The organism is Mesobacterium hydrothermale (assembly GCF_035818635.1).
Lineage (GTDB): Bacteria > Pseudomonadota > Alphaproteobacteria > Rhodobacterales > Rhodobacteraceae > Mesobacterium_A > Mesobacterium_A hydrothermale.
In genome coordinates this window covers 1-24,757 of the sequence record NZ_JAYLLH010000010.1, presented here as the reverse complement: position 1 = coordinate 24,757, position 24,757 = coordinate 1, and the positions used below count along the sequence as shown (strand labels likewise).

The following is a 24,757-nucleotide window of genomic DNA, read 5'->3' as shown; positions in this document are numbered from 1 at the left end:
CATGCTCAACTCGCTTTCCGGCCGGTTCCTTGTTCTGACAACGGTCTTCGTCATGCTGGCCGAGGTGTTGATCTTCGTGCCCTCTGTCGCCCGCTTCCGAGAAGATTACCTGCTGGGCCACCTCGAACGGGCGCAGATCGCTTCGCTCGCGCTGCTGGCCGATGACATGATCAGCCCCGACCTCGAAAACGAACTGCTGAAGAACGCCGGCGTCTTCAACGTCGTCCTGCGCCGCGATGAAATGCGCCAGCTGGTGCTCTCGGGGCCCGTCCCCGGCGCCGTCGAGGCCAGCTTCGATCTGCGCGACCCGCCCGCCATCACCCTGATCCGCGACGCGCTGGTCCGGCTTCTGGACCCGGAACCGCGGGTGATCCGGGTGATCGGCAACCCAAGGCTCGAAGCCGGGCTGCTGATCGAGGTCACGATGCTGACCACCGACCTGCGCGTCGCGATGTTCGACTACGGGTTGCGCATTCTGCTGCTGTCGGCGGTGATCTCGATCATCACCGCGCTTTTGCTGTTCCTGTCGGTGCGTATCCTGCTGGTGCGTCCGATCGCGGGCGTCGTCGGCCACATGCAGCGCTATGCCGAAGCACCGGAAGACACCCGCAGCATCATCACCCCCAGCGCCAGCGTCACCGAACTGCGTCAGGCCGAAGAAGCCCTGCAATCGCTGCAGACCCAGCTGACCCAGGCGCTGAAACAAAAGGACCGGCTGGCCCAGCTCGGGGCCGCCGTCGCCCGGGTCAGCCACGACCTGCGCAACATCCTGACCGCCGCGCAGCTGTTCACCGACCGGATCGAAGGCTCGAAGGATCCCACCGTCGCCCGCATGGCGCCAAAACTCGTGGGCTCGATCACCCGCGCGGTGTCGCTGTGCGAATCCACTCTGGCCTTCGGCCGCGCCGAAGAACCCGCCCCGATGCTCAGCCGCTTCAACCTCGCCCGCCTGACGGACGAGGTGCTCGACGCCGAACGCCTTGCCATCGGCGACGCCGATATCAGCCTCTCGGCCGACATCCCCGGCACCATGACCGTGCGCGCCGACCCCGAACAGATCTACCGCGTGTTGCAAAACCTCGTCCGTAACGCCCGCCAGGCCATCGCCGGCAGCGGCCAGCCGGGGGAAATCAGCATCAAGGGCTACACCACCGACGACGGCTGGATCATCGAGGTCGCCGACACCGGCCCTGGCCTGCCGCCCAAGGCGCGCGAACACCTGTTCCAGCCGTTCCAGGGCGGCGTGCGCAAGGGCGGCGCCGGGCTGGGCCTGGCCATCGTGGCCGAACTCCTGCGCGGCCACGGCGGTACGATCACGCTCAAGGACAGCGCCGCCACCGGCACCACCTTCGTGCTGCGCCTGCCGATGGGCGACGTCGCCTGACCCGGCGCGCGCCCATCCCCATCATCTTGCCCCAAATATCCCGGGGGTGAATTGGCCGCAGGCCAAGAGGGGGCAGCGCCCCCTCCCGGGCTACCCGCGCGCGATCCGGTCGATCAGCTTCGCCAGCCCCGCCGGGTCCGCCAGGAACGGCGAATGCGATCCGGGCAGGTCGTATACATCCCCCGGTGCCAGCCCGGCCGACATCTCGTCCTGGAACTCCGCCGGGATGGCGCTGTCCTGGCGGCACCGGATGTAACTCTTGGCCACCCCCGCGAACCGGTCGCCCAGCGCGATCTTCGTGTCCTGTGGCGTGATCGGCTGCGGGCGCAGATGCGCCAGCGCAAACGCCACCGCGTCGTCGGAACAATCGTGATACAGCACCTCGCGCGCATGTGCGGGATCAAAGCTGAAACACGTCCCGTCCTCCGACCGCCGCAACGCCTTCAGGATCGGATGGCGCGGCGCGGCCTTGCGCATCTCGACCAGGCTGTAGCCGTCCCACGGCAGGTAGGCGCACAGATACACCAGCCGCGCGATCTTCTCCGGGGCCATTTCGGCGGCCAGCGAAATCGGGAAGCCCGCCATCGAATGCCCGACCACCACCGCCCGGCCCCGGATCGCCGCCAGCACCGCTTCGGCATAGCCCGCCAGCGTCACCGCCTCCAGCGGTGTCGGGTCTTCCCCGTGCGAGGGCAGGTCGATGGCGCGCACGTCGTGCCCAAGCGCCTCCAGCACGGGCGCCACGTCGCGCCAGCACCACGCCCCGTGGCACGACCCATGGATCAGAACGATCTCAGACATGGCCTTGCCGGGTAATGAAATCGCCCAGCACCTGGGCGTATTCCTCGGGGTTTTCCACGCAGGGCAGGTGTCCGGCACCCCGGATCAGGTAAAACTCCGAACCCGGCACCAGCCCCACGGTTTCGCGCACCAGGTCCGGCGGAGTCGATCCGTCCTCGGTTCCGGCGATGCCAAGGGTGGGCAGGCGCAGCCCGCTGGTGGGCGTCATGAAATCCGTCCCCTGGATCGCCGCCGAATAGCCCAGGTAGCCTTCCAGCGGCTGCCGCACCAGCATCGCGCGCCAGGCGTGGAATTCCGCCGTCTGGCGGAAGGCACCGGAAAACCAGCGCTGCATCGTGGCGTCGGCCAGCGCCTCGATCCCGCCGGCGCGGGCATCGGCGATGCGCTGGTCCCAGATCTCGCGCGTGCCGATCTTCGAGCCGGTGTTCGACAGCACCATCGCGCGCACCAGGTCCAGCCGCTTGGCCGCCAGGCCCTGTGCGATCATCCCGCCGATCGACAGGCCGACAAAGATCGCGTCCTTCACCCCCAGGTGGTCCATCAGCATTTCGACGTCGCGCACCAGCGTGCCCATCTTGTAGGGAAAGGGCGTCAGCTCGCTCAGCCCGTGGCCGCGCTTGTCATAGCGGATCAGCTTCAGCCCCTTGGGCAGCAGCGGCACCACCTTGTCCCACAGCCGGAAATCCGTGCCCAGCGAATTGGCAAAGACCACCGGTGCGCCATCCGGGTCGCCGTCGATCCGGTAATGCAGCCGCACCCCTTCAAGTTCTGCCATATGCATCGTCTGATCCTCCCTCAGGCAAAGTCCAAAGCGCGGGCGTACATCGGTGCATCGACGTTGCCACCCGAAATCGTTGCGATCACCGTATCGCCGGTCAGCTCCTTGGCCCGGAACAGCGCGGCGGCCAGTGCCACCGCCCCGCCGGGTTCGGCCACCAGCTTGAGCCGGGCAAAGGCATGGGCCATGGCGCGCAGCGCCTCGTCCTCGGTCACGCTCAGCCCGGCGCCGCACAGCCGCTGCATGATCGGAAAGGTCAGGTGCCCCGGCGCCGGCGTGACGATCGCGTCGCAGATATTGCCCGACAGCGCGGCGTTGCGCTGGATGGATCCGGCTTGCAGCGACCGTTTCACATCGTCGAACCCCTCGGGCTCTACCGGACGTACCGTCATTGCCGGGGCATGGGCCTCCAGCGCCAGCGCGATGCCCGAGGTCAGACCGCCGCCGCCGCAGCAAACCAGCACCTCGGCCTCGGTGATGCCCAGCTCCGCCGCCTGTTCGGCAATCTCCAGCCCGCAGGTGCCTTGCCCGGCGACGACCTGCGGCTCGTCGAAAGGCTTGATCAGCGTCAGCCCGCGGTCAGAGGAAATCCTGTCGCCGATCTCGTCCCGGTCTTCCGTCGCGCGATCGTACAGCACGACCTCGGCCCCCAGCGCGCGGGTGTTGTCGATCTTCATCGCGGGCGCGTCGGACGGCATGATGATGACGGCCGGTACGCTGTGCAACTGCGCGGCCAGCGCCACGCCCTGCGCGTGGTTGCCGCTGGAAAAGGCGATCACCCCCGACTTTCGCACCTCGGGGTCCAGCGCCGACACCGCCGACCATCCGCCGCGGAACTTGAAGCTGCCGGTGTGCTGCAGGCATTCGGGTTTCACGAAAACCCGGCGCCCGGCGATGTCATCCAGGAACGGGGAAGACAGCAAAGGCGTGCGCCGGACATGGCCCTTCAGGCGGTCGGCGGCGGCGTGGATCATGTCGATGTTCATTCGGTCCTCGGGGCGATCTGGAAAACGGGGTCAGTTGTACGAAAAACGGCGACAATCGTACGGGTTTTGGCGGCGACGGGCCTTCGGGGCGCAATATGGCCCGAAACAAGGGGTTTTGTACGGCTCCACCGTACAAGATGTCCGGCATCTGCGTACAAACAGGCTTTGAACCCCGGCATTTCGGGTCATTTCAGCATCTTCAGCCAGCGTTGCAGCGCATCCAGCGCCTCGGGTTCGTCAAGGAAGGGGATATGCCCGCGATCCGGCACTTCGGCCGCGATCATGTCGGGGCGACGGCGGCGCATCTCGGCAAAGGTTTCGGGCGACAGCAGATCGGAATTGGCCCCCCGGATCGCGCACAGGGGCAGACCGGACAACGCGTCGAACAGCGGCCAGAGGTCGGGCACCGGTTGCGCGCCTGCATCCAGAACGGCCTCTCTAAGTGCCGGATCATACGTGATTTTCAGCCCTTCGGGCGTGGCGTGGTAGAGGTGCTGAACCTCTTCGCGCCAGCGGCTTTCGGGGACATTGGCAAAGCCCGCCATGACGCCCGCGCGTTTCGCCACCGCCTCGTCCACCGTTTTCCACGACGGGTTTCGGCCCAAGTAGCCCTTGATCACGTCCAGCCCGGCGGGCGCGATTTCCGGCCCGATGTCGTTCAGCGCGACGCCGATCAGCCGGTCCCTGACCGTCGCCGCCAGCCCCATCGCGATCAGGCCACCCCGCGAAGTGCCCAGAATCGCTGCCTTTTCCAGGCCGAGGTGATCCAGAAGCGTCACCGCATCCAGCCCTTCCTGCGGGATGGTATAGGTCTTTGGATCGCCCCAGTCCGACTGCCCGCGACCGCGATAGTCCATCCGGATCAGGCGCACCCCGTCCAGGTGCGGGGCAAGATAGTCGAAATCCTGGGTGTCACGGGTCAGCCCGGCCAGACACAGCAGCGGGATGCCGTCGCCTTCGTCCAGGTAATGCAGCGACAGGCCGTCATTGGCGGTAAACTTGGGCATCAGGCAATCAGCTCCGGAATGGTGGTCAGGTCGGACAGAACGTGGTGCGGGTCATGCGCAAGCCTGTCCATGGGCAAACCGGTGCGGTTGACCCAGGCCGTGACAAAGCCATATCCAGCCGCGCCCGCCGCATCCCAACCATTTGACGATACGAACAAAACTTCCTTCGGGGTGCAACCGAACCGTTCCCCCACCATGTCGTAGACTGCGCGTGCGGGCTTGAAGATGCCGACGTCTTCGACCGACAGCACAGCGTCCAGATACATGCCGATTCCGGCGCTGCCCACCGCGCCGTCCAGCATGTCGGGGCTGCCGTTCGACAGGATCGCGCAGGTCTTGCCCATCGCCTTGAGCGTGGCCAGCATCCTGTGCACCTCGGTATAGGCGGCCAGTTCCCAGTACAGCGCCAGCAGGTCCTCGCGCAGCACCGGGTCGCCATCAAGGCCGTTGTGTTCCAGCGCCCAGTCCAGCCCGTGCTGGGTGACCAGCCAGAACGGAATATGATCGCCGGTGATCGCCCGCAGCCAGCTGTATTCCAGCTGCTTGCGGCGCCAGTCTTCCGCCAGCTTCTGCCAACAGGCCGCCAGCCGGTCGTGCCCGGGCCGTTCCGCCAGCCGCCGCGCGGCGGAGCCTACGTCGAAAAGCGTGCCGTAGGCGTCGAAAACACATGTGGTGATGGTCATGGCATCCTCCCTGCGGGGGCAGGTTTGCATGGGGACGGGGCAGGGGAAAGGGGGAAGTTTGCATTCCGGCGCCGCGACCGTTAGGCTTTGCCAGAGCCTAGAGAACCCGTGCGCGGCGCGGCCTCTGCAACGAACCCTTCCCACACAGATTGGATACCGCATGACCCAGGTCAAATCGGGTGACACCGTCAAGATTCACTATACCGGCACACTCGCCGATGGCAGCACCTTTGACAGCAGCGCAGGCCGCGATCCGTTGGAATTCACCGTCGGATCGGGCCAGATCATCCCCGGCCTGGACAAGGCGATCCCCGGCATGACCGTGGGCGACAAGAAAGTGGTCGAAGTGCCCTGCGCCGAGGCCTATGGCGAGTCGAACCCCGAAGCCTGCCAGCCTGTGCCGCGGTCGAACATCCCCGACGACATTCCACTGGACCTTGGGATGCAGTTGCAAATGCAGACACCGTCGGGTCAGGTCGTCCCTGTGACCGTCGTCGAAGTAACGGAGACCGAGGTGACGCTGGACGCCAATCACCCGCTGGCGGGCAAAGACCTGACGTTTGCAATCGAGTTGGTCGCGATCGGGTAAAGCCACGCCCTTGCGCAGACAAACGGCCCCGCCTGTGCGGGGCCGTTTTCTTTTGTCGGCACGGGACTCGGTCCCAGCCGTGACTTACGCAGAAGTAATCTGGGGGACAGTCTGAATCGGGGTTCTTTTGCAATCTTGCTGGCCTGTACACCGTCGCGCCAAGCGGCCCGACGATCAAAGGAAAGGAACAGACGATGCGTATCGACGGCCAATACAAACTATCCCTGAAAACCCCTGTCGGTGAACAGCAGGGCATGATGTCTCTGAAAACCGATGGAACAACCCTAAGCGGGAATTTGCAGAACACCAAAGGCGAGGTCGCCTTCAGCGGCGGGTCGGTTCAGGGCAATCAGATCGCGTTTGACACCCGCATCCCCACCCCCATCGGCAAACTCAAGGCGCATGTCACCGGTCAGGTTTCAGGCACACATTTTTCGGGGCTGGCCAAGTTGCCCTTGGGCTCTGCCCAGATCGAAGGCGACCGCATTTCGTAGCACCGAAAAATCAGGAGACAGACCGATGAAAGACATGGTTCAGGAGATTCAGACGATCCCCCGCTTTTCGACCGCAGAACGCGACCGGCGCTGGGGCATTGCGCGGCAGATCATGGACGAACAGGACCTGGAAGGATTGGTCGTGTTCGGATCCCGCGAAGGGGCGTTCCCGGCGCCGTTTACGATGGACACCTATTTCACCAATGACCGGCCCGGGGCGCTGGTTGTATTTCCCCGCCAGGGCGCCCCGCGCGTGCTGGCCTTTGCCTTGGCTGCAAATGACCATATGCAGGCACTGGATCGCGGCGAAGATGTCTGGATCCAGCCCGAACATTTCTATGCGGGCGCGCCCAACGGCCAATTGCTGGCATTGTTGATGCAGGAACTGGGCCTTGGGCAGAAACGGATCGGCGTGATCGGGTTGGACTCTTATCCGCCGTTCTATTTCGGCGGGGCCATTCCCTATACGATGTGGAAGGCAGTTCTGGACACGTTTCCCAAGGCGACCTTTGTTCCGGTGGGTAACCGGTTTTTCGAACTGACCGTGGCGCGCAGTGACGAAGAGCTGGCGGTTTTGCGCTGGTCTGCCAACGTCGGCGAGGCGATGGCCATTGCCTTGCGCGATGCGGTCAGGCCGGGCGTGCACGAAGGTCAGCTTTATTCCGCGGCGATTGCGGCGTGTTCCGCGCAGGTGGGGTTTACCGCTGAATTACTGCTGCAATCTGGCAAGGATTTCATCAGTTTCGGTCCCCCCGGCTGGACCTATCGCCCGCAGGCGCCCCGAGTGATCGAAGACGGTGACGTGATCGCCGGGGAACTGTTTTCATCGCTGGGACTGCTCGAAACCCAACACCAGATTACCGTCGCCGTGGGCAAGGTTCACGCCGACTATGAACGCGCCGCAGAGACGGCCCGGGCATCCTACGAGGCAGGCCTTGCTGCCGCCCGGCCCGGCGTCACCTTTGGCGAGGTGGTCGATGCGATGCAGGCGCCTTTGAAACAAGCGGGTGGGTTCAATGTTCATCCCTTCCTGCATTCGATCAACCCATTCGGTCTGGTCTGCGGCTTTGTTGAAGGGTTCAATCAGCTGGATGGGGCCGAGCGCTATCCGCTTGCGGCTGAGGTGCCGACAATGGGGGCAGATTTTGTGCTGCAACCGGGGATGACTTTTGCCTTTGAGCCAAGCTGTATGTTCGGAAGGCGCTACGCCAATCTGGGGGGCACGGTTGTGATCAGCGACACCGGTGCCATCGAACTGAACAAGGTGACCACGCAGATGATGCGGGCCTGACTTAAAACGCGCCGTTTCCCGGAACGGCGCGTTTTGAATTGTTACTCGGCGGGCTTTAGGTGCGCACCCCTGCAAAACGTTGCTGCCAGTCCTCGCGTTCGGCATCGGTGATCTTGCGGAAGGTCACCTCGGGCACGTCAAAGACATGGCCTGCGGGCAGCAGTTCCAGCGCGGCGGCAACGTCCGTGGGCCAGTCGGTGTTGTCGGTCCGCATCGCGGCCATAAGATCGGCGCTGGCATCGGGGATGAAAGGCGACGACAGTACGGCGTAAAGCCGGATCAGGTTCAGCGCCAGGCGGATCTGCATGGCGGCCTGGTCCGGGTCGGTCTTGATCGTCGACCATGGCGCCACCTCTTGCAGGTATTCGTTGCCCAGCACCCAGATCGCGCGCAGTTCCTGTGCCGACTTGCGGACCTCGATCGCCTCCATCTGGGTCTCGTAGGCGCGAACACGCTCTGTCAGCGCGGCGATCAGTGCGGTTTCGCGCTCGGTCATGGCACCGCCGTCGGGTACGACTTCGCCGAATTTGGACCGGCAGAATTTCGTCACGCGGCTGGCAAAGTTGCCCAGCACGTCGGCCAGATCCTTGTTCACGCTGCTCTGGAAGTTTTCCCAGGTGAATTCGCTGTCCGACGATTCCGGCGCGTGGGACAACAGCCACCAGCGCCAATAATCCGCCGGCAGGATTTCCAGCGCCTGATCCATGAAGACGCCGCGCCCGCGAGAGGTGCTGAACTGGCCGCCGTCATAGTTCAGGTAGTTGAACGACTTGATGTAATCCACCAGTTTCCACGGCTCGCCCGAGCCAAGGATCGTGACCGGGAAAGACAGGGTGTGGAACGGCACGTTGTCCTTGCCCATGAACTGGGTATAGCGCACGTCGTCGGCGCCCTTGTCGGTGCGCCACCAGCGTTCCCAGTTGTCACCCTTGCCGGATTCGACCCATTCGGCGCCGCAGGCAATGTATTCGATGGGGGCATCGAACCAGACGTAGAAGACCTTGCCTTCCATCCCGGGCCAGTCCTTGTCGCCATCCTTGACCGGCACGCCCCAGTCCAGATCGCGGGTGATCCCGCGGTCCTGCAGGCCGTCGCCGTCGTTCAGCCATTTCTTGGCGATCGAGGTGGTCAGGATCGGCCAGTCGGTCTTGCTGTCGATCCAGGCCTCAAGCTGGTCCTTCATCTTGGACTGGCACAGGTACAGGTGCTTGGTTTCGCGCAGTTCAAGATCGGTGGACCCGGAAATTGTCGAATGCGGGTTGATCAGGTCGACCGGGTCCAGCTGCTTGGTGCAGTTGTCGCATTGGTCGCCACGGGCGCTGTCGAAACCGCAGTTTGGGCAGGTGCCTTCGATATAGCGGTCGGGCAGGAACCGGCCATCGGCCTTGGAATACATCTGCTGTTCCGTGACTTCACGGATCAGCCCGTTGGCGTTCAGCTGGCCTGCGAAATGCTGGGTCAGCTTGTGGTTCTGCGGGCTGGAGGACCGGCCGAAATGGTCGAACGACAGACGGAAGCCTTCAGCGATCTTCGACTGAACCGTGTGCATCTCGGCGCAGTATTCAGCCACCGGCTGACCGGCCTTGGCCGCGGCCAGTTCTGCTGGGGTGCCGTGTTCATCTGTGGCGCACAGGAACAGGACCTCGCGCCCCCGCGCACGCTGGTAGCGGGCGAACAGGTCAGCGGGCAACTGGCTGCCGACAAGGTTCCCCAGGTGCTTGATGCCGTTGATGTAGGGAATGGCCGAAGTGATCAGGTGGCGGGTCATGTGGTGTATCCGTCTTGCGCGCGGGTCGTTGCCCCCCTTAGCCGATGTTGTGCGCGGTTGCCAGCGGGGAAGGGCGGCCTTTGCCGCCTTGCGCGCCCGGGACACCGGGAATGCTCGTCGGGATCAGTCGCGGTCGCGCGACCCTTTCAGCAAACGCCCGATCATGAACGACGTGCGCGGCGAATAGACATAGGGCGTGCGCTTGATCGCCGCCGGGCGGGCGCGCATCCGGATCAGGCCAAAAACGACCAGCACCGCGTGCCCTGCCGCAATCAGCAGGAACATGGCCGGCGGGCCGAACAGGCCGATCAGCGACGACGCGACATAGGGGGCGGCGATGGCCCCCACCGCGAACCAGAACATCAGCGCCGCCGACAGTTCGACCCGTTCATGAGGTTCGGCAAAGTCATGCGCGTGGGCTGCCGCAACCGAATAGATCGGAAAGGTTGTCAGCCCGAACACGGCGGCGGAAATCATCACCCCAAGAGTCCCCAGCCCGGTGATCATCGCGATCCCGACGCTGGCGGCGATCGCGGCCAGCGATAGCCAGATCAGAACCCAGCGGCGGTCGAACTTGTCAGCCAGCCAGCCGACGGGATATTGCGCCAGCGCGCCGCCGCCAACAAAGGCGGCCAGGAAAAACGCGATCTGATCGGTTTGCAGGCCTACGCCTTCGCCATAGACCGGGCCGACCATCCGGAACGAGGCCGAGGACAGCGCGGCCACGACGACCCCGGCGGCGGCCAGTGGTGACCGGTCCACCGCAAGGCGGGGGCGCAACCGTGGGGCGTTGGGGGTGCTGGGCTGTTCGACCCGGGTCAGGGTCAGCGGGATCACGGTGGCACAGCACAGCAGCGCGAGGATGTTGTAGGAAACGTAATCCGCCGGTTCGAGAACCGAAATCACCAGCTGCGCCACCAAGGATGCCCCCATATCGACCACACGGTAGACACCCATGGTGCGGCCCCGGGTTTCGTTGGTGACCTTGGCCTGCAACCACGCCTCGACCACGGTATAGCATCCGGCCACGCACAGGCCCGACGCCACACGCATCAGCGCCCAGGCATAGGGATCAAGGATCAGCATATGCGCCAACAACCCAATCGCGCCCGTCGCGGCAAACGCGGCAAAGGCGCGCGAATGGCCAACGCTGCCCATCAGGCGCGGCGCCCACCAGCACCCGATGAAAAAGCCCACGAAATGTGCCGACCCCAACAGACCGATCTGGGTCGTCGTGAACCCCAGCGCGAAACCCGACAATGCATCGAGCGGGCCGACCCCCCCGGAACTGAGCTGAAGCAGGATGACCGAAAGGAACAGGGCGGCGAAGGAAATCAAGAGGCGCATGCGACCAGTTGCGGCGCGCAATCGCCCTTGGTCAATGACGGATGCGACGGGGCCGCGTCGTTTTAGGATGCGGGCGCGGTCAGGCCCCGATCAAGCGCACTCCGAGCATGGCGGCCATCGCATCGACATCGGCGTCATAGATCGCGGTCAACCGGTCGACATAGGCTTCGTCCCAGCCGGGCAGGTCCAGCACCTCTTCCAGTTCTTCGTCCAGCGCGTATTTGTCGAGGAAGGCCATCATGACCCGGCGTTTCTGCGCCTCGTTGATGGTGGGGTGTTCGGCAAGATAGGCCCGGAACCGGCGCATCCCTTCGCTGTCCATGATTTCCGAAAGGAGATCGAACGCACCCACGATCTTGGCCCCCGACTCAAGCCCGGCCAGCGCGCGAATGACCTCTCCCCAGATCAGAGGGGTGTCTTCGTTGCACCAGATGGTGATCGGCATATCGGGAAGCGTTTTGCGCAGCCCGGCAATCAGATGGGACCAACGGAACTGCAATGGGTCCATCCCGCCGAGAAATTCCTCGAAACTGCCGCCGGGGGCAGACCCGAAGCAGGTTGGCAGCAGCGTCGCAGGGTTTCGCAGGCCAAGGTAGAGTTCAAGTTCGTCCCCCGGAAACAGCCGCGCCAGCGCTGCAAGGCGGCTTTCGGCCTTGCGGTACAGAACGCCGCCGGACAGCATGAGCTTTGGGACGCAGAACAGGTTTTCGTGGCTCAGAACCATGCGGTCGACCATGTCCGCGTCTTCCGACAGGATGCGTTCCAATAGAATCTCGCGCGAATCCGGCGCGGGGGTGGCATCACCCAGCTTGTTCAGCGCGTCGCTGAGCAACCCGCGATAGCGACCGGGGCCGGGAATCGACACCGCCCGACCGCGCAAGCCGTCGGCATTGCGCAGAAGCGCCTTCAGCAATCTGTCGTCGTCGGTGCAATGTGCGCCTGCGTGAATCGCGATCCGCATGGGGCTGGCCTGTCTTTGCTTTTGCTCGTTCTCGCCAATGTGTCACGCAAATCAGCATTTTTTAAGGAGAGTTCGTGACGATGCAGCGCCTTCAGGCGCTTGCCGATGCCGAAACCCGCTGCTAAGACGCCTTCACCACGCCGGTATAGCTCAGCTGGTAGAGCACGTGATTTGTAATCTCGGGGTCGGGGGTTCAAGTCCCTCTGCCGGCACCAATTCAGCCTATCACGTTGTCAAAGTGAAACGCTTGCCCCAAGGCGAGTGGTCGTTTGCGCGCGCCTGTCCATCCTTCGGCCGGGGTTCTGAGTCGTCCGAGTCGATCACGCTGAACGACCTGAAGCGCAGGTGCGTTGTCGAGATGGTGAGGCCAAGGACTACGCAGGCGAGATCGAAGCGGCGGGTGATCTGTCCAGGCGGGCGCCAGAGCTGATAGGTATCCATCAGATCGCGACCTCGGATCAGGATTTCGCCCGCCTGTGCAAACTGGTGAGTTTCGCGCGGCGCGAGTCGGGCGATGTCGAGGCGCTGGCCGCCTCGCTTGCCGACGAATTGGCAGCGCGTCTGGTGCCTGTCTGTGCCGGAAGGCTGGATCTTTCTGCCTTCCCGGTGCTGCCCACGGCTCGGCTGTTTGACGACCCAGTGCTGTCCGAGGCATTTCTGACCTTGCCGATTGCCTCTGATTATTTGGCCTGTTTCGACGCCAATGCCGATACCCTTGGGAACGCGAAACATGAAATCTGTCGTACCGGTTGCTGATCGCTCCGTTCGAGGACAGTCTGCAAAAGAAGCGCACGCTGATTTTCGTGCCGCATGGTCCGCCGGACAGCTTGCCCTTCGGGGCCCTTATTGCGGCATCGTCCGGCAGCGAAAGTCCGATTCTTGCCCCGAGGTGCCCGGCTTGACTGGCTGGTGCGGCGGTACGTGTTGGCGCAGGTGCCGTCGCTGGCTGCGGCGACCTTCCTGCGCAGCTAGGGGGAACGGGACCACAGCCAGCAGCGGCCGTTCTTCGGGGGTGGCAATCCTGTGTTTGACGCTTTGCCACCTGTCGAGGAAACCCATTCGGCGCGGGGCCTGTGGCATTATGTCCAGATCAGGGATTTTCGGCTTATTGGCTTGGCATGGCGGCGCAAATCCTGCTCCGGCGCGCCAGTCAATATTGACAGGGAAATCGCACCGATCTTAGGCTTCTCGCATCTATTTTTATGAAGATTGGAGGCATCATGCTGATTTCCAGCCAGCCCGCAGACCTGCTTGCCCCCGTGGGCGTCGGCAGCAACTTCGGTGAAGTGGTTGCACTTCCCGGTGGCGGCTACGTCGCCGTCTGGACCCAGCTTGTCAGTTCGTTGCTCCCCGTGGACGGGGCGACCGACACGGACAGCCAGGCCATTTTCGGACGCCAGTTCAATGCGGACGGCAGCGCCGCCGGTGCAGTCTACCAGATCAACGTTACGACCGACGGGTTCCAGTCAGACCCGGACGTGACCGTTTTGGCCAACGGGAACCTTGTCGTCGCCTGGACCGACGGCCCTGGCCTTGACGGAGAAGTCGACGCCCGTGCCATCGTGATCCAACCCGATGGCACACCGGTGTCTCAGGAAATCCTGCTGGGCACCGATCAAGCCGACGATCAGCGCCTTCCGGTTGTCGCGCCAGTATCAGACGGCGGATTCATCGCAGTCTGGGAAGACGACTCTTTCGTCGACAACTACTGGAATGGACAGCGGTTCGATGCCAGCGGTACGGCGGTTGGTCCGCAATTTCGCACCGTCTTTGGCGCAATCGGGGGCGAGGACGCAAACCTTCTGCCGCTTGGCAACGATCTGTTCACCTTTGTCGGCCCTGAACTGACATCGGGATCAGGCGGAACCTTTGATCTGAACCTGTTCACCTATGAAATTCCGGGTACCTCGCCGACGCTGGAAATCACTGTCCCGTCGAACTCCTTTCGGGGCGCAGACGCCCTGGGCTTTCGGGAAGATGCGGCAACTGTTTTGCGCGATGGCGTGATTGCAACGGTGGATTCGCGCGGGACCGGGTCAATCTTCGACAAGCTGCGCCTTGAAGTGGAGTTCTGGGAAGTCCGCGAGTACAACTATCTGTTGAACAACAATTTCCCCGACTTCGATCAGACATCTCGGCCCGTACCGCAATTTGGCTTGGTCAAAACCAAGACGGTTGAAGTCCTGCCGGTTGATGCCGGGTTCCGTCCGGCCCAGAACCAGTTGCCGGCGGCTGCGGCGGCGGCAACCGCAGACGGCGATCTGCTGCTGGTCTGGGCGCAGAACACTGGCGGTACTTCCGCCGCCCCGGAAATTTCGCTGTTTGCGCAGGTTATCGGCAGTGACGGCGCATTGCTGACGGATCGGATGGACGTGGCAACGGGACTTGTCGGCACCGAACTGGCACCGCCGTTTGTCACGGTCGGGGCCGATGGCCGGGCGTTTATCGGCTGGTCGGTTGACAGCGGGCGCAACGGCGCTGGCAATATCGACCTGATGGGCACCGTGTTCACGCTCGATCTGCCCGACCGATCAGTTTCCACGCCGGGCAACGACTATATCGTTGGCACCAATGAATTGGATGTGTTCCTTGGCTCTGGCGGGGCCGATACGATCATGGGCCGCGACGGAAACGACATTTTTTTCCAGGACGATGAGACCGGCTTGGCCGGGGAGCTGGTCTATGGCATCGACAATGATGTCTGGGACGGCGGTGCGGGTGACGATCACTTCGTGATCCATACACTGGGGTCCAGCAACGAAGTGCCGCTGCGCACGCTGACCTATGGCAGTGGCAGCGACACGCTGGACTATTCCGGACTGTCGCACGGGATCAGCAGTACACAGAATGTCGTGCGGCCGACCCAAAGCACCTATACCCCGCAAAAGGTGATCGGCAGCCGATTCAGTGACGTGTTGCTGTACGATGTTCAACTGGCGGGTCAGGTGCTGAACGACAACCAGGAGCTGGATACGACAGAGATCTTGCTTCATGCCGAAAGCGGCGACGATACCATCTATTTCTATCCGCGATATGCGATCGCAACCGACCTCTACTTTTCTTTGCCGCAAGTGGATTACGTTATTGATGGCGGTGCAGGCTTCGACAGGCTCGACCTGACGGACGGCGCGTCAGCTTCCAAAACCAGCGCCGATTTCACGCTTGTCCGCGACGGCGACCACTATGTGATCACAAGTCTTGTCGATGACGGGACAGGGGGCGTTGTTGCAGATGTCGAGGGTGCCGTGATCCTGCGTGGGATCGAAGAAGTGGTGTTCTCTGACCGGACAATCGCGCTGGACCCGACGCCGTCGGGCCCATCCGGTGCGTTGGGCCGGACATCCGGCGGCGGCGCTCTGTCCGAAACCGGGACCTCGGGTGATGACCTGCTGTTGGGGGGCGACAACGCCGACACGCTGTCGGGCGCGGCCGGCGACGACACGCTGATCGGTGGCGCGGGTGGGGATCGACTGAACGGACAGGCGGGCAGCGACCTGATCGACGGCGGAGCGGGCAACGATTTTCTGTATGGCGACGGGATCAAGGTGGCCTTTACCCCGGTTGCGTCGGCGCAGGTCTATCGGCTGTATCAGGCGACGCTGGGCCGCGAACCCGATCACGGCGGCCATCAAGACTGGACCCAGAAGATCTTTGAAGGTGCGATCGAAGTCTCGGCCGCCGCGGCAGGGTTCGTCAACTCGGCAGAGTTTCAGTCGATCTATGGCGCGCTCGACAATGCGCAATTCGTCGAGTTGCTGTACCAAAACGTCCTTGGGCGGGCCTCTGATCCCGGCGGTTTGCAGGGGTGGTTGACGACACTGGCGAACGGGGCGACGCGCGCGGATGTTGTTGTCGGGTTCTCGGACAGCACGGAATTCATCAATGCGACGCGGGATGCGGCGGCAACCTTTGCGCTGGCCCATACCGACAGTGTGTGGTCCGATGATGTCTATCGCCTGTATCAGGCGACGTTGAACCGCGCGCCGGATCTGGGGGGCTTCATGGACTGGGTGGCGCGGCTTGGGTCTGGCACCCCGTTCCTCAACGCGATCACCGGGTTCACCAACAGCACGGAATTCCAGAACACCTATGGCGCGCTCAGCAATGAAGGCTTTGTCAACCTGCTCTATCAAAACGTGCTGGGCCGTGCGGCGGATGCCGGCGGGCTTGCCGATTGGTTGGGGCGTATCGACAGCGGCATGACCCGGGCCGAGGTGGTCAAGGGCTTTGCGCAAAGCGGGGAATTCGTGGCCGCCACAGCGGCTCCGCTCGAGGCATGGATGCGTGGCCATGGCACCGATGACGTTCTGAACGGCGGCGAAGGGGCGAATACCCTGACCGGCGGCCTGATGAGCGACACCTTCGTCTTTGACCAGTCCGACGGTGGGCAGAACTGGGTTCTGGATCTCGAGGCATGGGACAGTCTGGATTTCCGTGGCTTTGGGTATACCGACGCCGCCGATGCGCTGGCCCATATGACGCAGGTGGGCGGCAATGTTTCCTTCACCGATCAGGGCGTAAGCGTTCTGTTTGTCGGGGCCAACCTTGGCATGATCGACAGTGACATGATCCTGTGACCGCAGGCACCCCCGGCAAGTTGCTGAGTTTCGGCGGTGCTTTTGCCAAACTGCCGCCGAAACACCGTGACTGACATTGACATCTGTCACGCTCTGCCGTCACCATCTGCCGCGTTTCAAGGCCGACAGGCACACAGAGGACAGCATGGGTATCAACGACGAACGCGACATCGAGGCAAATCTTCAGATCGGGCCAACCGATCAGGGCATGGTGCGGCTTTTCGTGGTTTCCGAGACGTTCGAAGTGCCGATGGATTTTGAGCCTGACGAAGCCGAGGAAATCGCCGAGGAAATCCTTGCCGCAGCCAAGACTGCGCAAAAAATGAAGCCCAAGGGCAAGCGTTAGCCCCAGATCACCGCGTCGGGGTCGCGCAGCGCCTGCAGGCGGCGCGCGGCATGGGTGGCGAATTTCTGGATCAGAACCTTGCGCCGCGCTGCGGGCAGCTTGGCTTCGGGGGCCATGCGCAGGATTTCCGCGTCATAGGCATCGGCGATGATCAGGCCGGTTTCTGCTGGCAACAGTTCGGTCGGGAAATCCTGGTCGACGGCCCAGAAATACCTGTCACACCAGTCAAGGTACCCCTTCCACTTCGCGTCGCCCATGAAATCGGCGCGCGAGGACTTGCATTCCACCACCCAGATTTCGCCCTTTGGCCCCAACCCCATCACGTCGACACGCAGGCCCCGGTCCGGCACAAATTCCTCAACCGAGACGAAGCCATGGCTGGCCAGGTGGCGGGATACGCCACGCGCCAGAAGCTGTCCGGGTTGCAGAAGGTCGCTCATGTCAAAAAAATGAACAAAGTGTGAACAAATGGCAAGTGAAACGCCGCGAAGACACAAAAAGAAATGCGCTTTCCCCTTGCCACAACGCGTCCTGCGGCTTAGCTCAGGGTTTGGCGGGTTCTGCCCTTCCTGTGCATGGTTGCATTCCGGTGGCCTTAAGCAATTCCGAGGGAGTTGGCTCTGTCCGGGCCGTGGTCCGGTTACCTGACGCCCACCTGTATATACAGGTCCTCGGGAATGAGATAACCCCACGCTAGGTGTGGTTCCCGCCGCAAACAAAAAGCGCCACGATCGGGGCGCTTTTGTCATTTCAGGCCGCAGGAACGTTCAGTTGCGCGGGCTCAGAACATTGCGCTTGGTGTCGACCTTGGCAAGGACCGGTTGCGGTTCCAGTCGCACCTTGGGGCCACCCGCGCCCGGATCGATTTCCTTTTCTTCCATCCGCATGATGGAAATCGCAAACTGCACACCGGCAAAGACGATGCCGTTGAACAGCCACAGCAGGAACACCGCCAGCGGTCCGGCAGAGGTGTGCGTTACCAGATACCACAGGCGCGCCACATCGAACCACAGCAGCATCCCGACGAAAGCGGTCGACAGGGCAAAGCCCACGAAGCTTTGCATGATGTAAAGTTTGACGAGTTTCGGCATCGGTGCCCCCGATAGAACTGGTGTTTCCGTTTATATTCAGAGTAGGCGATTTTTCGGTGAAGTCCACCGGATAGCGCGAATTTGACGCCAATGCCGCAGGTTCACGCGGCAAACCGCCTAGAACTTTGACGCGGCGTTCGCCAGAACGACAAAGGAAATCCCCGACGTCAGGAAGTTGATCCCCAGAAACAGCCCCAGCGCCCAGAGTGCGGTTCCCGGCAGTCCGGCCAGCAGCATCAGTCCCAAAACGATGGTGACCGCTGCCGACAGGCCCATCCAGGCCCAGCCGGGGCCCGCGTTGCCGTGGCCCGGGCGGTGCTGCCAGGCCATTCCGGCCTCAAGCGCGCCCTGAAACAGGAACACGATGGCCATCAGCATGGTCAGCCCGATCAACCCGGTCAGGGGAAAGAAGGCGAGATAAACGCCGATGGCCAGGTGCACCACCCCCACAAGCCCGGACAACAGGGCCGAGCTCCAGTCCCGCGCCTGAAAGGCATGCCACAGTACGGCGCCACCGGTCAGCAGGAAGAACCAGCCCAGCAGAACCTTGATCGCGATAGAGGCAAACAAAGGAAACAGGATCGCGGCAACACCCAGCACGATCAGCGCGATGCCAAGCGTGCGGAACTGGCGTATGTTGTCCTGAATCGCGCGTTTGAGGTCTGAGGGAATGTTTGGGTCGTCCATGGCACGGCTCCTTGCTGCAACGGCGTGACGTGACCGGAACGTAGGCGTCGATACGTCATGCTGCAAGGCGGTGCCGGATCAGAACGCCTCTGGCCGGGCTTCGCGGGCCATGTGGTCCAGCACGGCATTCACGAATCGCGGCTCTTTCCCGTCGGGGAAGAATGCCTTTGCGATATCGACGAATTCATTGATGACCACCTTGGGCGGCGTCTCCTGTTCGAATTCGGCGCCGGCGGCGCGGAACAGCGCCCTCAGGGTCGGGTCGATGCGTGCAATCGGCCATTTCGCCACCAGCGCGCGGTCGGTCATCTGGTCGATCTTGGCCTGCAGGTTCACCGCCGTATCCACCAACTTGGCAAACAGGTTGGGATCGCCCTCGGCCATCTCTTCGCCCTCGTAGACGGCACCGAACCGATAATCGAGGAATTCGTTGATTACCTTGTCGGCGGTCTGACCCGTCTGTTCCATCTGGAACAGCGCCTGCACGGCATAGAGCCGGGCGGCGGATTTCATCTGGCGTTTGGTGCCGGATTTGTTGGCGGGTTGCGTGGTCATGCGGTGGTCGGGCCTTTGGATTGACCGGCGATCTGATATTCGTCGGGAGAGGGGACAAAGCCAACGCCTTTGCGTTGGGCGCCCCACTTACGGCTGAGCGCGATCAGATGCAAGGCTGCCGCAGCCGCGCCGCCGCCCTTGTTCTGGCCCTGCACATCGGCGCGCACATCGGCCTGCGCCTTGTTCTCGACCGTCAGGATGCCGTTGCCAATGCACAAGCCCTGAAGGCCCAGCAAGGTCAGCCCGCGGCTGCTGTCGTTGCAGACGGTGTCGTAATGCGTGGTTTCGCCCCGGATGATGCAGCCCAGCGCGACATAGCCGTCAAAGCTGGACATCCGCTCGGCAATGCCGATGGCGGTGGGGATTTCCAGCGCTCCGGGCACCTCGATCAGATCCCAGGTGCCGCCCACGGCTTCGATTTCCGCCTTGGCACCGGCAATCAGGTTGTCGGCCACGTCCTTGTAATAAGGCGCGACGACGATCAGCAGCTTGACCGGCTTGTCAAAGGAGGGGCGCGGGAGGGTGTAATGTTCTTCGTTCGCAGCCATCAGTCTGTCTCCGGGATTTTGCGGGTGCCGGTGATCTCAAGCCCGTAGGCATCAAGGCCAACGACCTTTGGCGTCGGCGAATTTGTCAGCAGGATCAGTTGCGACAGGCCGAGAGACGACAGGATCTGCGCGCCCAGCCCGTACTGGCGCAGGGTCTTGGGGCTGACCCCTTCGCTTGCGTCCAACTTCATCGAGGTGTCGCGCAGCAGCACGACGACGCCGCGGCCTTCGCGGGCGACGGCCCGCATCGCGTTGTGGAATTCCGCCGCGCGGCCACGGGGGCCGGTGCCGATAATGTCCAGCATCGGGTCCATCGTGTGCATCCGGACAAGAACCGGATTGTCGCCCGACAGGTCGCCCTTTGTCAGCACGATATGTTCGTCGCCATGGGCGGTGTCCGCGTAAATCCGCATGTTCCATTCCCCGCCGAATTCCGAGGTAATGGTGTCTTCGTTGCTGACGCGCACAAGGTTGTCGTGGCGGCGGCGATAGGCGATCAGGTCGGAAATCGTACCGATCTTCAGCCCGTGACGCTGCGAAAACGCGACCAGTTCGGGCAGCCGCGCCATGGTGCCGTCATCGTTCATGATCTCGCAGATCACGCCCGATGGGTTCAGCCCGGCAAGCCGGCTGACATCGACCGCGGCCTCGGTATGGCCGGCGCGAACCAGTACGCCGCCATCCTTTGCACGCAGCGGGAACACGTGACCCGGCGATGCGATATCCTGCGGGCCCTTCGACGCGTCGATGGCCACGGCAACGGTGCGCGCCCGGTCAGCAGCGGAAATGCCGGTGGTCACGCCTTCGCGTGCCTCGATCGAGATGGTGAACGCGGTTTCGTGCCGCGACGAGTTCGAGATCGACATCAGCTGCAATCCCAGCTGCTCGATCCGCTGCGACGTCATCGACAGGCAGATCAAGCCACGACCATGCGTGGCCATGAAGTTGATCGCGTCGGGCGTCGCCATCTGCGCGGGAATCACAAGGTCCCCTTCGTTCTCGCGGTCTTCGTGATCGACAAGGATGAACATGCGCCCGTTGCGCGCGTCCTCGATGATCTCTTCGATGGAAGAGATCGCGTCCTTCCAGTCTTGTTCGACCGGACCGGGTTTTTCGTAATCGGCCACTGTCGCCTCCGTCATTCGTCAGGGGCGGGATAGTCGAACACCGCCGACTTTGCCAGCCCCCTTGGCAGCCGCGCAATCAGTCGAAGATATCGTCGATCACGTCGAATGCTTCTTTCAGAAAACGCTGTCCAAAGGACTGACGCTTGCGCGGCTTGCCGTCCTTCTTCTTTTTGCGCGTCCCCTGATGTGCCATCTGTGCGGCTCCGGTCTGCCCGGCAGGGGCCGATTTCAGCCGCTTCAGATCGTGCAGGGGGGCGCCGCAGGAACTGCACGAAAGTTCGTGCCGGTCCGCGGTCAGAACCAGCGCAGCACGGGTGCCGCAATAGCAGCACGTGGCGATCTTGGTGTTGCGATGCATCGAAATCCTTTCATCGGGGTAATGATGCATATAGGGCAACTGCTGCCGCGTTGGAGACATTGAGAGAGCCAAAAGCGCCTGCAAACGCGATTTTTACCAGCCGGTCGCAAGTCTCCTTTGTCTTGGGGCGCAGGCCCGGGCCTTCGGCGCCCAGCACCAGCGCGACGGGCCGGTCGCGTTTGCCGTCCAGCGCCTGTTCGATTGTCGCGTCGGCTTCTCCGTCCAGACCGAGGATCAGATAGCCCATGTCTCGTAGCCGTTCCATCGCGTCCGCCAGGTTCCGCTCGCGCAGATAAGGTTGCCGTTCCAGAGCGCCGCTTGCGGTCTTGGCCAGCGCCCCGGTTTCGGGCGCCGAATGGTGCAGCGTGCCGACCACGGCGCAGGCGCCGAACACCTCGGCCGAGCGCAGGATGGCCCCGACGTTGTGCGGGTCGGTCACCCGGTCCAGCAGAATCACTCTGGGGGGGCGGGTGCCATCGCCAAGGGCAAGGTCTTCCATCTGGCCCCAGTTCAGTGGCTTGACCTCTAGCGCGGCGCCCTGATGCACGGACTGCGGGTCGATGGGCGCGGCGAATTTGCGCGGGTCGCTCATCTCGGGCGCGATTCCCGCCGCGGCGACCGCCGGGGCCAGCTTGTCCAGCGCGTTGCGCGTCACCACAAGCCGCAGCTTTTCGCGCGCCGGGTTTTCCAGCGCGTCGCGCACGGCGTGCAGGCCGAAAAGCCAGACGGTTTCTGCGGCAGATGCCTTTTTCGCCTGTTCTTTCTCGATCACCCATTTGGGTTTCTTGACCATGGATCCGCCCCTGTCTGTCAGAGGCGGGACAATGCTTTGCACCGCGTGGGCTTGCAAGGGATTTTCCTGTTGACGCCGCAAAAGGCCGACTGTAATCAGCGGCCCACGTTCCGGGGCCAACGCCCCGAAGGTGAAAGTGGGCGACAGGCCGCAAGGTGTGGCAGGGGACTGTAACTCCCTCGCGGAGACGCACGCCTGGTTCGATTCCAGGGTCGCCCACCATTCCACCTTGATTTTCAAAGAAAAAATGGCTTTCCGACGCTTCTGCCTAAGTATCGCCTAAACGGATTTACCTGTGCGCAGGCACGGCGAACGCTCACGGATTCGTGATGTAACTCTTCGTCTCGGCACTTCCGGCATTCGACGCATTGCACAACTCGCCTCAGGCAAGCATTTTGGTTCACGCAATACACCGCAGCGAAGAGAGTAGCCCATTGGCGAAAGTTGTTTCAGTAGCCGACGTGTTCATAGACACGAATATTTTGAAGTTTTCCGCAGTTAAGAAGCATGTATTCCGTCCGAGGAAAGACAAGATCAACTGGGGCGGCATAGAGTAGGAGACTGTGGTGCACGACATGTTCACCACGAATGACCTACACAAAATCAAGAACGAGACGCAGAAACGCGACGCGGTTTTCCTCGGAATGCTTGCCTATGCGGGAATCTCCGGCCAACTCACGTTTCATATTCACCGAGAAGGGAACCCTGTCCGCACGGGGGGAGGGTGACGCAACTATCGGGGATCGGGGGGACTACCCAGGAACGCGGAGGTGTGCCGCGTGATCCGCCTCAAGACCAAACCCAAGCGCACACGCATCGACCTGCTGACAGAGTGGCAGGCCGACACGCTGGTGGTGCCTGCGGGGCCGTCACGCGGTGAGCCTCTGGTGAGCCTGCCTTTCCAGCGTGACTTTCTGGCGGATCGGGGGCGATTGGGACGCCGCCTCGCAGTCCCAGTCGAATCTTTGTCTTTGCGCTGCAGGTGCCCCGATGCTTGTCGGCCCGCTGCACCGTATCGAGGTCCGGCTGGCACAGGAATCTGTGTCAACCCGCCTTCATTTCAGGGCTGGATTCATTGCGCTTTTGATGGCGATAACCTTCGGAAGATATGAAGAAATTCCACGTTCTCTGACCCTGTTGAACGGGCCGGGCCGAACGCGCGAAAGCGGTGCCGGACCTCTTTCTTCCCAGAGCAAATGTTTTTTTGAATTTTCTGCTTGCACGGGCTCGGCGCTTTGCGTAGATAGCGCCTCACGCAGCAGCGTGGCCCGTTCGTCTATCGGTTAGGACGCCAGGTTTTCAACCTGGAAAGAGGGGTTCGATTCCCCTACGGGCTGCCACTTCACCCAAAATTGATACTGAAAATCAATAACTTAAGGGTGATATGGAAAATCTGACCCCCAATTTGACCCCCAACTCACGCCTTGACCCAAAGCCTCGATTCCCTCGCTTCTTTGGCGCTTCGTGGAGTAGCAGAGAATACGTTGGATGCGGCTTCGAGAACCGCCCCCAACGCCCGCGTAAAGGCACAAGCGATCACTTGGCCTGCTTCGCCGCGCGCTCTTGGTTGAGCTTGAACAAGCGGGCAAGGATTTCATCATCGGTCAGGATACCGGCGCGCCAGTCATCGCCCCAGCCGTAGGCTTCGGCAACAGCTTCATCCAAGGCGCGGTGGGCATGATCCAGCCAAGCCGGACGCGTACTGTAGAGGTTGGTCAAGGTGCGCTTCTTGAGTTCCTTCGCCGCTGCTTCGTCTTTGGGCAGGATGCGGTCAGGAAGGCCGGGTACCACCTCTGGCGCAAAATCAATCAGGTCGGCTGGATTTAACCAGTTTTCGCGAAGCTCATTGAGCTTGGCAGCGGCGGCTGCAATCGCCTTTGCTTGAGCGTCGGTAGCATACTTCACCGAAGGTATGTTCGGGGCGAATTTCTTGGGGAAAGGAAATGTCGCAAACGTAGAGGTATGCGTGTAGCGGGGACGGTCTTGAAGGTCAGACCCTTTCCTAAGTGACCAGACTTCGTGAAATCTAGAATGTAGAATCCCGAAAGTCGTATCGTCTGAGCGCGGGACAACAATCAGATTCTTGTCCGCCAGAATGGGATGGGTCAACCAAACAAATATTCGGTGCTGCGCGGTTTCAGGCGTGACAATGTATCGTGCTACGTCTGCAATCCGCCTCCGCATCTCCGGGCGTGGCCAATGCGGTTCCCACCATCTTGGTCCAGCACGGTCGCCCAGATCGGCACGAAGTTCTTTGACGGTCTTCCCATCATCGTCTTTCGCGTCGGAAATATGGGCGAACGGTGACACATACAGCGAGGCGTCGGCTTCGGTCAGCCCCAAGGGCAAATCAATGAACCAGTAATCTCTTGGGCGGCCCGTCACATCGTCCCCATTCCAATATGGCCGTAGGATTTTCTGGTTCAGTTCGGCGTTTGGGTTTGCGGGTTCCTGCATCCACTTCCGGGCTAGTTCGCCCGGAACATCAAAGGGGCCACTTTTTTGGATACCTAGTGGATTGAATCCAACATTTGGAACCCTCGATTTCTTGCGGCGATGATGTCGTTGGGGTCTGCCCGCCAAACG

At 62.3% G+C, this 24,757-nt stretch carries 24 protein-coding genes and 3 tRNA genes; 10 read left to right on the top strand and 17 right to left on the bottom strand.

What is annotated here, in order from left to right; genetic code table 11:
• Position 1 precedes the first annotated feature (1 nt).
• Positions 2–1,384, top strand: a complete 1,383-nt coding sequence (locus VK792_RS08975; RefSeq protein WP_326297132.1) for a sensor histidine kinase — start codon at positions 2–4, stop codon at positions 1,382–1,384.
• Between the two features lie 90 nt (positions 1,385–1,474).
• On the opposite strand, the gene VK792_RS08970 is transcribed toward VK792_RS08975, so the two are convergent.
• The 5 genes from VK792_RS08970 to VK792_RS08950 form a co-directional block, all read right to left on the bottom strand.
• Positions 1,475–2,185 carry an alpha/beta fold hydrolase gene (locus VK792_RS08970; protein WP_326297131.1) on the bottom strand — a complete coding sequence of 237 codons (711 nt, stop codon included), beginning with the start codon at positions 2,183–2,185 and terminating at the stop codon, positions 1,475–1,477.
• Positions 2,178–2,966 carry a 3-oxoadipate enol-lactonase gene (gene pcaD, locus VK792_RS08965; protein ID WP_326297130.1) on the bottom strand — a complete coding sequence of 263 codons (789 nt, stop codon included), beginning with the start codon at positions 2,964–2,966 and terminating at the stop codon, positions 2,178–2,180. The genes VK792_RS08970 and pcaD overlap by 8 nt, the downstream gene beginning before the upstream one ends.
• A gap of 14 nt (positions 2,967–2,980) precedes the next feature.
• A complete protein-coding gene (locus VK792_RS08960; RefSeq protein ID WP_326297129.1) occupies positions 2,981–3,949 on the bottom strand; it encodes a threonine ammonia-lyase in 969 nt (322 codons plus the stop codon).
• A gap of 185 nt (positions 3,950–4,134) precedes the next feature.
• Positions 4,135–4,956, bottom strand: a complete 822-nt coding sequence (locus VK792_RS08955; protein ID WP_326297128.1) for an alpha/beta fold hydrolase — start codon at positions 4,954–4,956, stop codon at positions 4,135–4,137.
• Positions 4,956–5,639: a haloacid dehalogenase type II gene (locus VK792_RS08950; RefSeq protein WP_326297127.1), complete on the bottom strand. Its 684-nt coding sequence runs from the start codon at positions 5,637–5,639 to the stop codon at positions 4,956–4,958. The genes VK792_RS08955 and VK792_RS08950 overlap by 1 nt, the downstream gene beginning before the upstream one ends.
• Positions 5,640–5,799: 160 nt before the next feature.
• On the opposite strand from VK792_RS08950, the gene VK792_RS08945 reads away from it, so the two are divergent.
• From VK792_RS08945 to VK792_RS08935, 3 genes are all read left to right on the top strand, one after another.
• Positions 5,800–6,228, top strand: a complete 429-nt coding sequence (locus tag VK792_RS08945) for an FKBP-type peptidyl-prolyl cis-trans isomerase (RefSeq protein WP_326297126.1) — start codon at positions 5,800–5,802, stop codon at positions 6,226–6,228.
• A gap of 194 nt (positions 6,229–6,422) precedes the next feature.
• Positions 6,423–6,722 (top strand): hypothetical protein, encoded by a 300-nt coding sequence (locus VK792_RS08940; RefSeq protein WP_326297125.1) that lies wholly within the window; start codon positions 6,423–6,425, stop codon positions 6,720–6,722.
• 25 nt (positions 6,723–6,747) lie between these two features.
• Positions 6,748–8,013, top strand: a complete 1,266-nt coding sequence (locus tag VK792_RS08935; RefSeq protein WP_326297124.1) for a M24 family metallopeptidase — start codon at positions 6,748–6,750, stop codon at positions 8,011–8,013.
• A gap of 55 nt (positions 8,014–8,068) precedes the next feature.
• Here VK792_RS08935 and metG read toward each other — a convergent pair whose 3' ends face one another.
• The 3 genes from metG to VK792_RS08920 all read right to left on the bottom strand — a co-directional run bounded on the left by metG (position 8,069) and on the right by VK792_RS08920 (position 12,089).
• Positions 8,069–9,781, bottom strand: a complete 1,713-nt coding sequence (gene metG / locus VK792_RS08930) for a methionine--tRNA ligase (RefSeq protein ID WP_326297123.1) — start codon at positions 9,779–9,781, stop codon at positions 8,069–8,071.
• Positions 9,782–9,904: 123 nt separating this feature from the next.
• Positions 9,905–11,128, bottom strand: coding sequence for an MFS transporter (locus VK792_RS08925; RefSeq protein ID WP_326297122.1), 1,224 nt, complete (start codon positions 11,126–11,128; stop codon positions 9,905–9,907).
• 79 nt (positions 11,129–11,207) lie between these two features.
• Entirely contained in the window at positions 11,208–12,089 is an 882-nt protein-coding gene (locus VK792_RS08920) for a hypothetical protein (protein ID WP_326297121.1), read from the bottom strand.
• 139 nt (positions 12,090–12,228) lie between these two features.
• On the opposite strand from VK792_RS08920, the gene VK792_RS08915 reads away from it, so the two are divergent.
• The 4 genes from VK792_RS08915 to VK792_RS08900 all read left to right on the top strand — a co-directional run bounded on the left by VK792_RS08915 (position 12,229) and on the right by VK792_RS08900 (position 17,012).
• Positions 12,229–12,304: transfer RNA gene (locus VK792_RS08915), tRNA-Thr, on the top strand.
• Between the two features lie 130 nt (positions 12,305–12,434).
• A complete protein-coding gene (locus tag VK792_RS08910) occupies positions 12,435–12,845 on the top strand; it encodes a hypothetical protein (RefSeq protein ID WP_326297120.1) in 411 nt (136 codons plus the stop codon).
• 1,610 nt (positions 12,846–14,455) lie between these two features.
• Positions 14,456–16,666: a DUF4214 domain-containing protein gene (locus tag VK792_RS08905; RefSeq protein ID WP_435404837.1), complete on the top strand. Its 2,211-nt coding sequence runs from the start codon at positions 14,456–14,458 to the stop codon at positions 16,664–16,666.
• Between the two features lie 145 nt (positions 16,667–16,811).
• Entirely contained in the window at positions 16,812–17,012 is a 201-nt protein-coding gene (locus VK792_RS08900) for a DUF6324 family protein (RefSeq protein WP_326297118.1), read from the top strand.
• On the opposite strand, the gene VK792_RS08895 is transcribed toward VK792_RS08900, so the two are convergent.
• The 8 genes from VK792_RS08895 to rlmB form a co-directional block, all read right to left on the bottom strand.
• The gene (locus VK792_RS08895) at positions 17,009–17,452 is read right to left on the bottom strand and encodes an MmcB family DNA repair protein (RefSeq protein WP_326297117.1); all 444 of its coding nucleotides are present in this window, start codon (positions 17,450–17,452) and stop codon (positions 17,009–17,011) included. The genes VK792_RS08900 and VK792_RS08895 overlap by 4 nt on opposite strands.
• A 327-nt stretch (positions 17,453–17,779) precedes the next feature.
• Positions 17,780–18,103 carry a hypothetical protein gene (locus VK792_RS08890; protein ID WP_326297116.1) on the bottom strand — a complete coding sequence of 108 codons (324 nt, stop codon included), beginning with the start codon at positions 18,101–18,103 and terminating at the stop codon, positions 17,780–17,782.
• 117 nt (positions 18,104–18,220) lie between these two features.
• On the bottom strand, positions 18,221–18,790 hold the full coding sequence (locus VK792_RS08885; protein WP_326297115.1) for an HdeD family acid-resistance protein: 570 nt from the start codon (positions 18,788–18,790) through the stop codon (positions 18,221–18,223).
• Positions 18,791–18,868: 78 nt separating this feature from the next.
• The gene (nusB, locus tag VK792_RS08880) at positions 18,869–19,345 is read right to left on the bottom strand and encodes a transcription antitermination factor NusB (RefSeq protein WP_326297114.1); all 477 of its coding nucleotides are present in this window, start codon (positions 19,343–19,345) and stop codon (positions 18,869–18,871) included.
• Positions 19,342–19,893 carry a 6,7-dimethyl-8-ribityllumazine synthase gene (locus VK792_RS08875; RefSeq protein ID WP_326297113.1) on the bottom strand — a complete coding sequence of 184 codons (552 nt, stop codon included), beginning with the start codon at positions 19,891–19,893 and terminating at the stop codon, positions 19,342–19,344. Before VK792_RS08875 ends, nusB begins: the two co-directional genes overlap by 4 nt.
• Entirely contained in the window at positions 19,893–21,035 is a 1,143-nt protein-coding gene (gene ribB, locus VK792_RS08870) for a 3,4-dihydroxy-2-butanone-4-phosphate synthase (protein WP_326297112.1), read from the bottom strand. Before ribB ends, VK792_RS08875 begins: the two co-directional genes overlap by 1 nt.
• Positions 21,036–21,096: 61 nt before the next feature.
• The gene (locus VK792_RS08865) at positions 21,097–21,378 is read right to left on the bottom strand and encodes a hypothetical protein (protein ID WP_326297111.1); all 282 of its coding nucleotides are present in this window, start codon (positions 21,376–21,378) and stop codon (positions 21,097–21,099) included.
• Positions 21,379–21,388: 10 nt separating this feature from the next.
• Complete coding sequence (gene rlmB, locus VK792_RS08860) at positions 21,389–22,171, bottom strand: 23S rRNA (guanosine(2251)-2'-O)-methyltransferase RlmB (protein ID WP_326297110.1); 783 nt, start codon at positions 22,169–22,171, stop codon at positions 21,389–21,391.
• Positions 22,172–22,309: 138 nt separating this feature from the next.
• On the opposite strand from rlmB, the gene VK792_RS08855 reads away from it, so the two are divergent.
• Positions 22,310–22,393 (top strand) — tRNA-Tyr (locus VK792_RS08855).
• 1,043 nt (positions 22,394–23,436) lie between these two features.
• A tRNA-Glu gene (locus VK792_RS08850) sits at positions 23,437–23,511 on the top strand.
• Between the two features lie 196 nt (positions 23,512–23,707).
• On the opposite strand, the gene VK792_RS08845 is transcribed toward VK792_RS08850, so the two are convergent.
• Positions 23,708–24,757 (bottom strand): type IIL restriction-modification enzyme MmeI (locus VK792_RS08845; protein ID WP_326297109.1); only part of this gene is annotated, 1,050 nt, incomplete at its 5' end.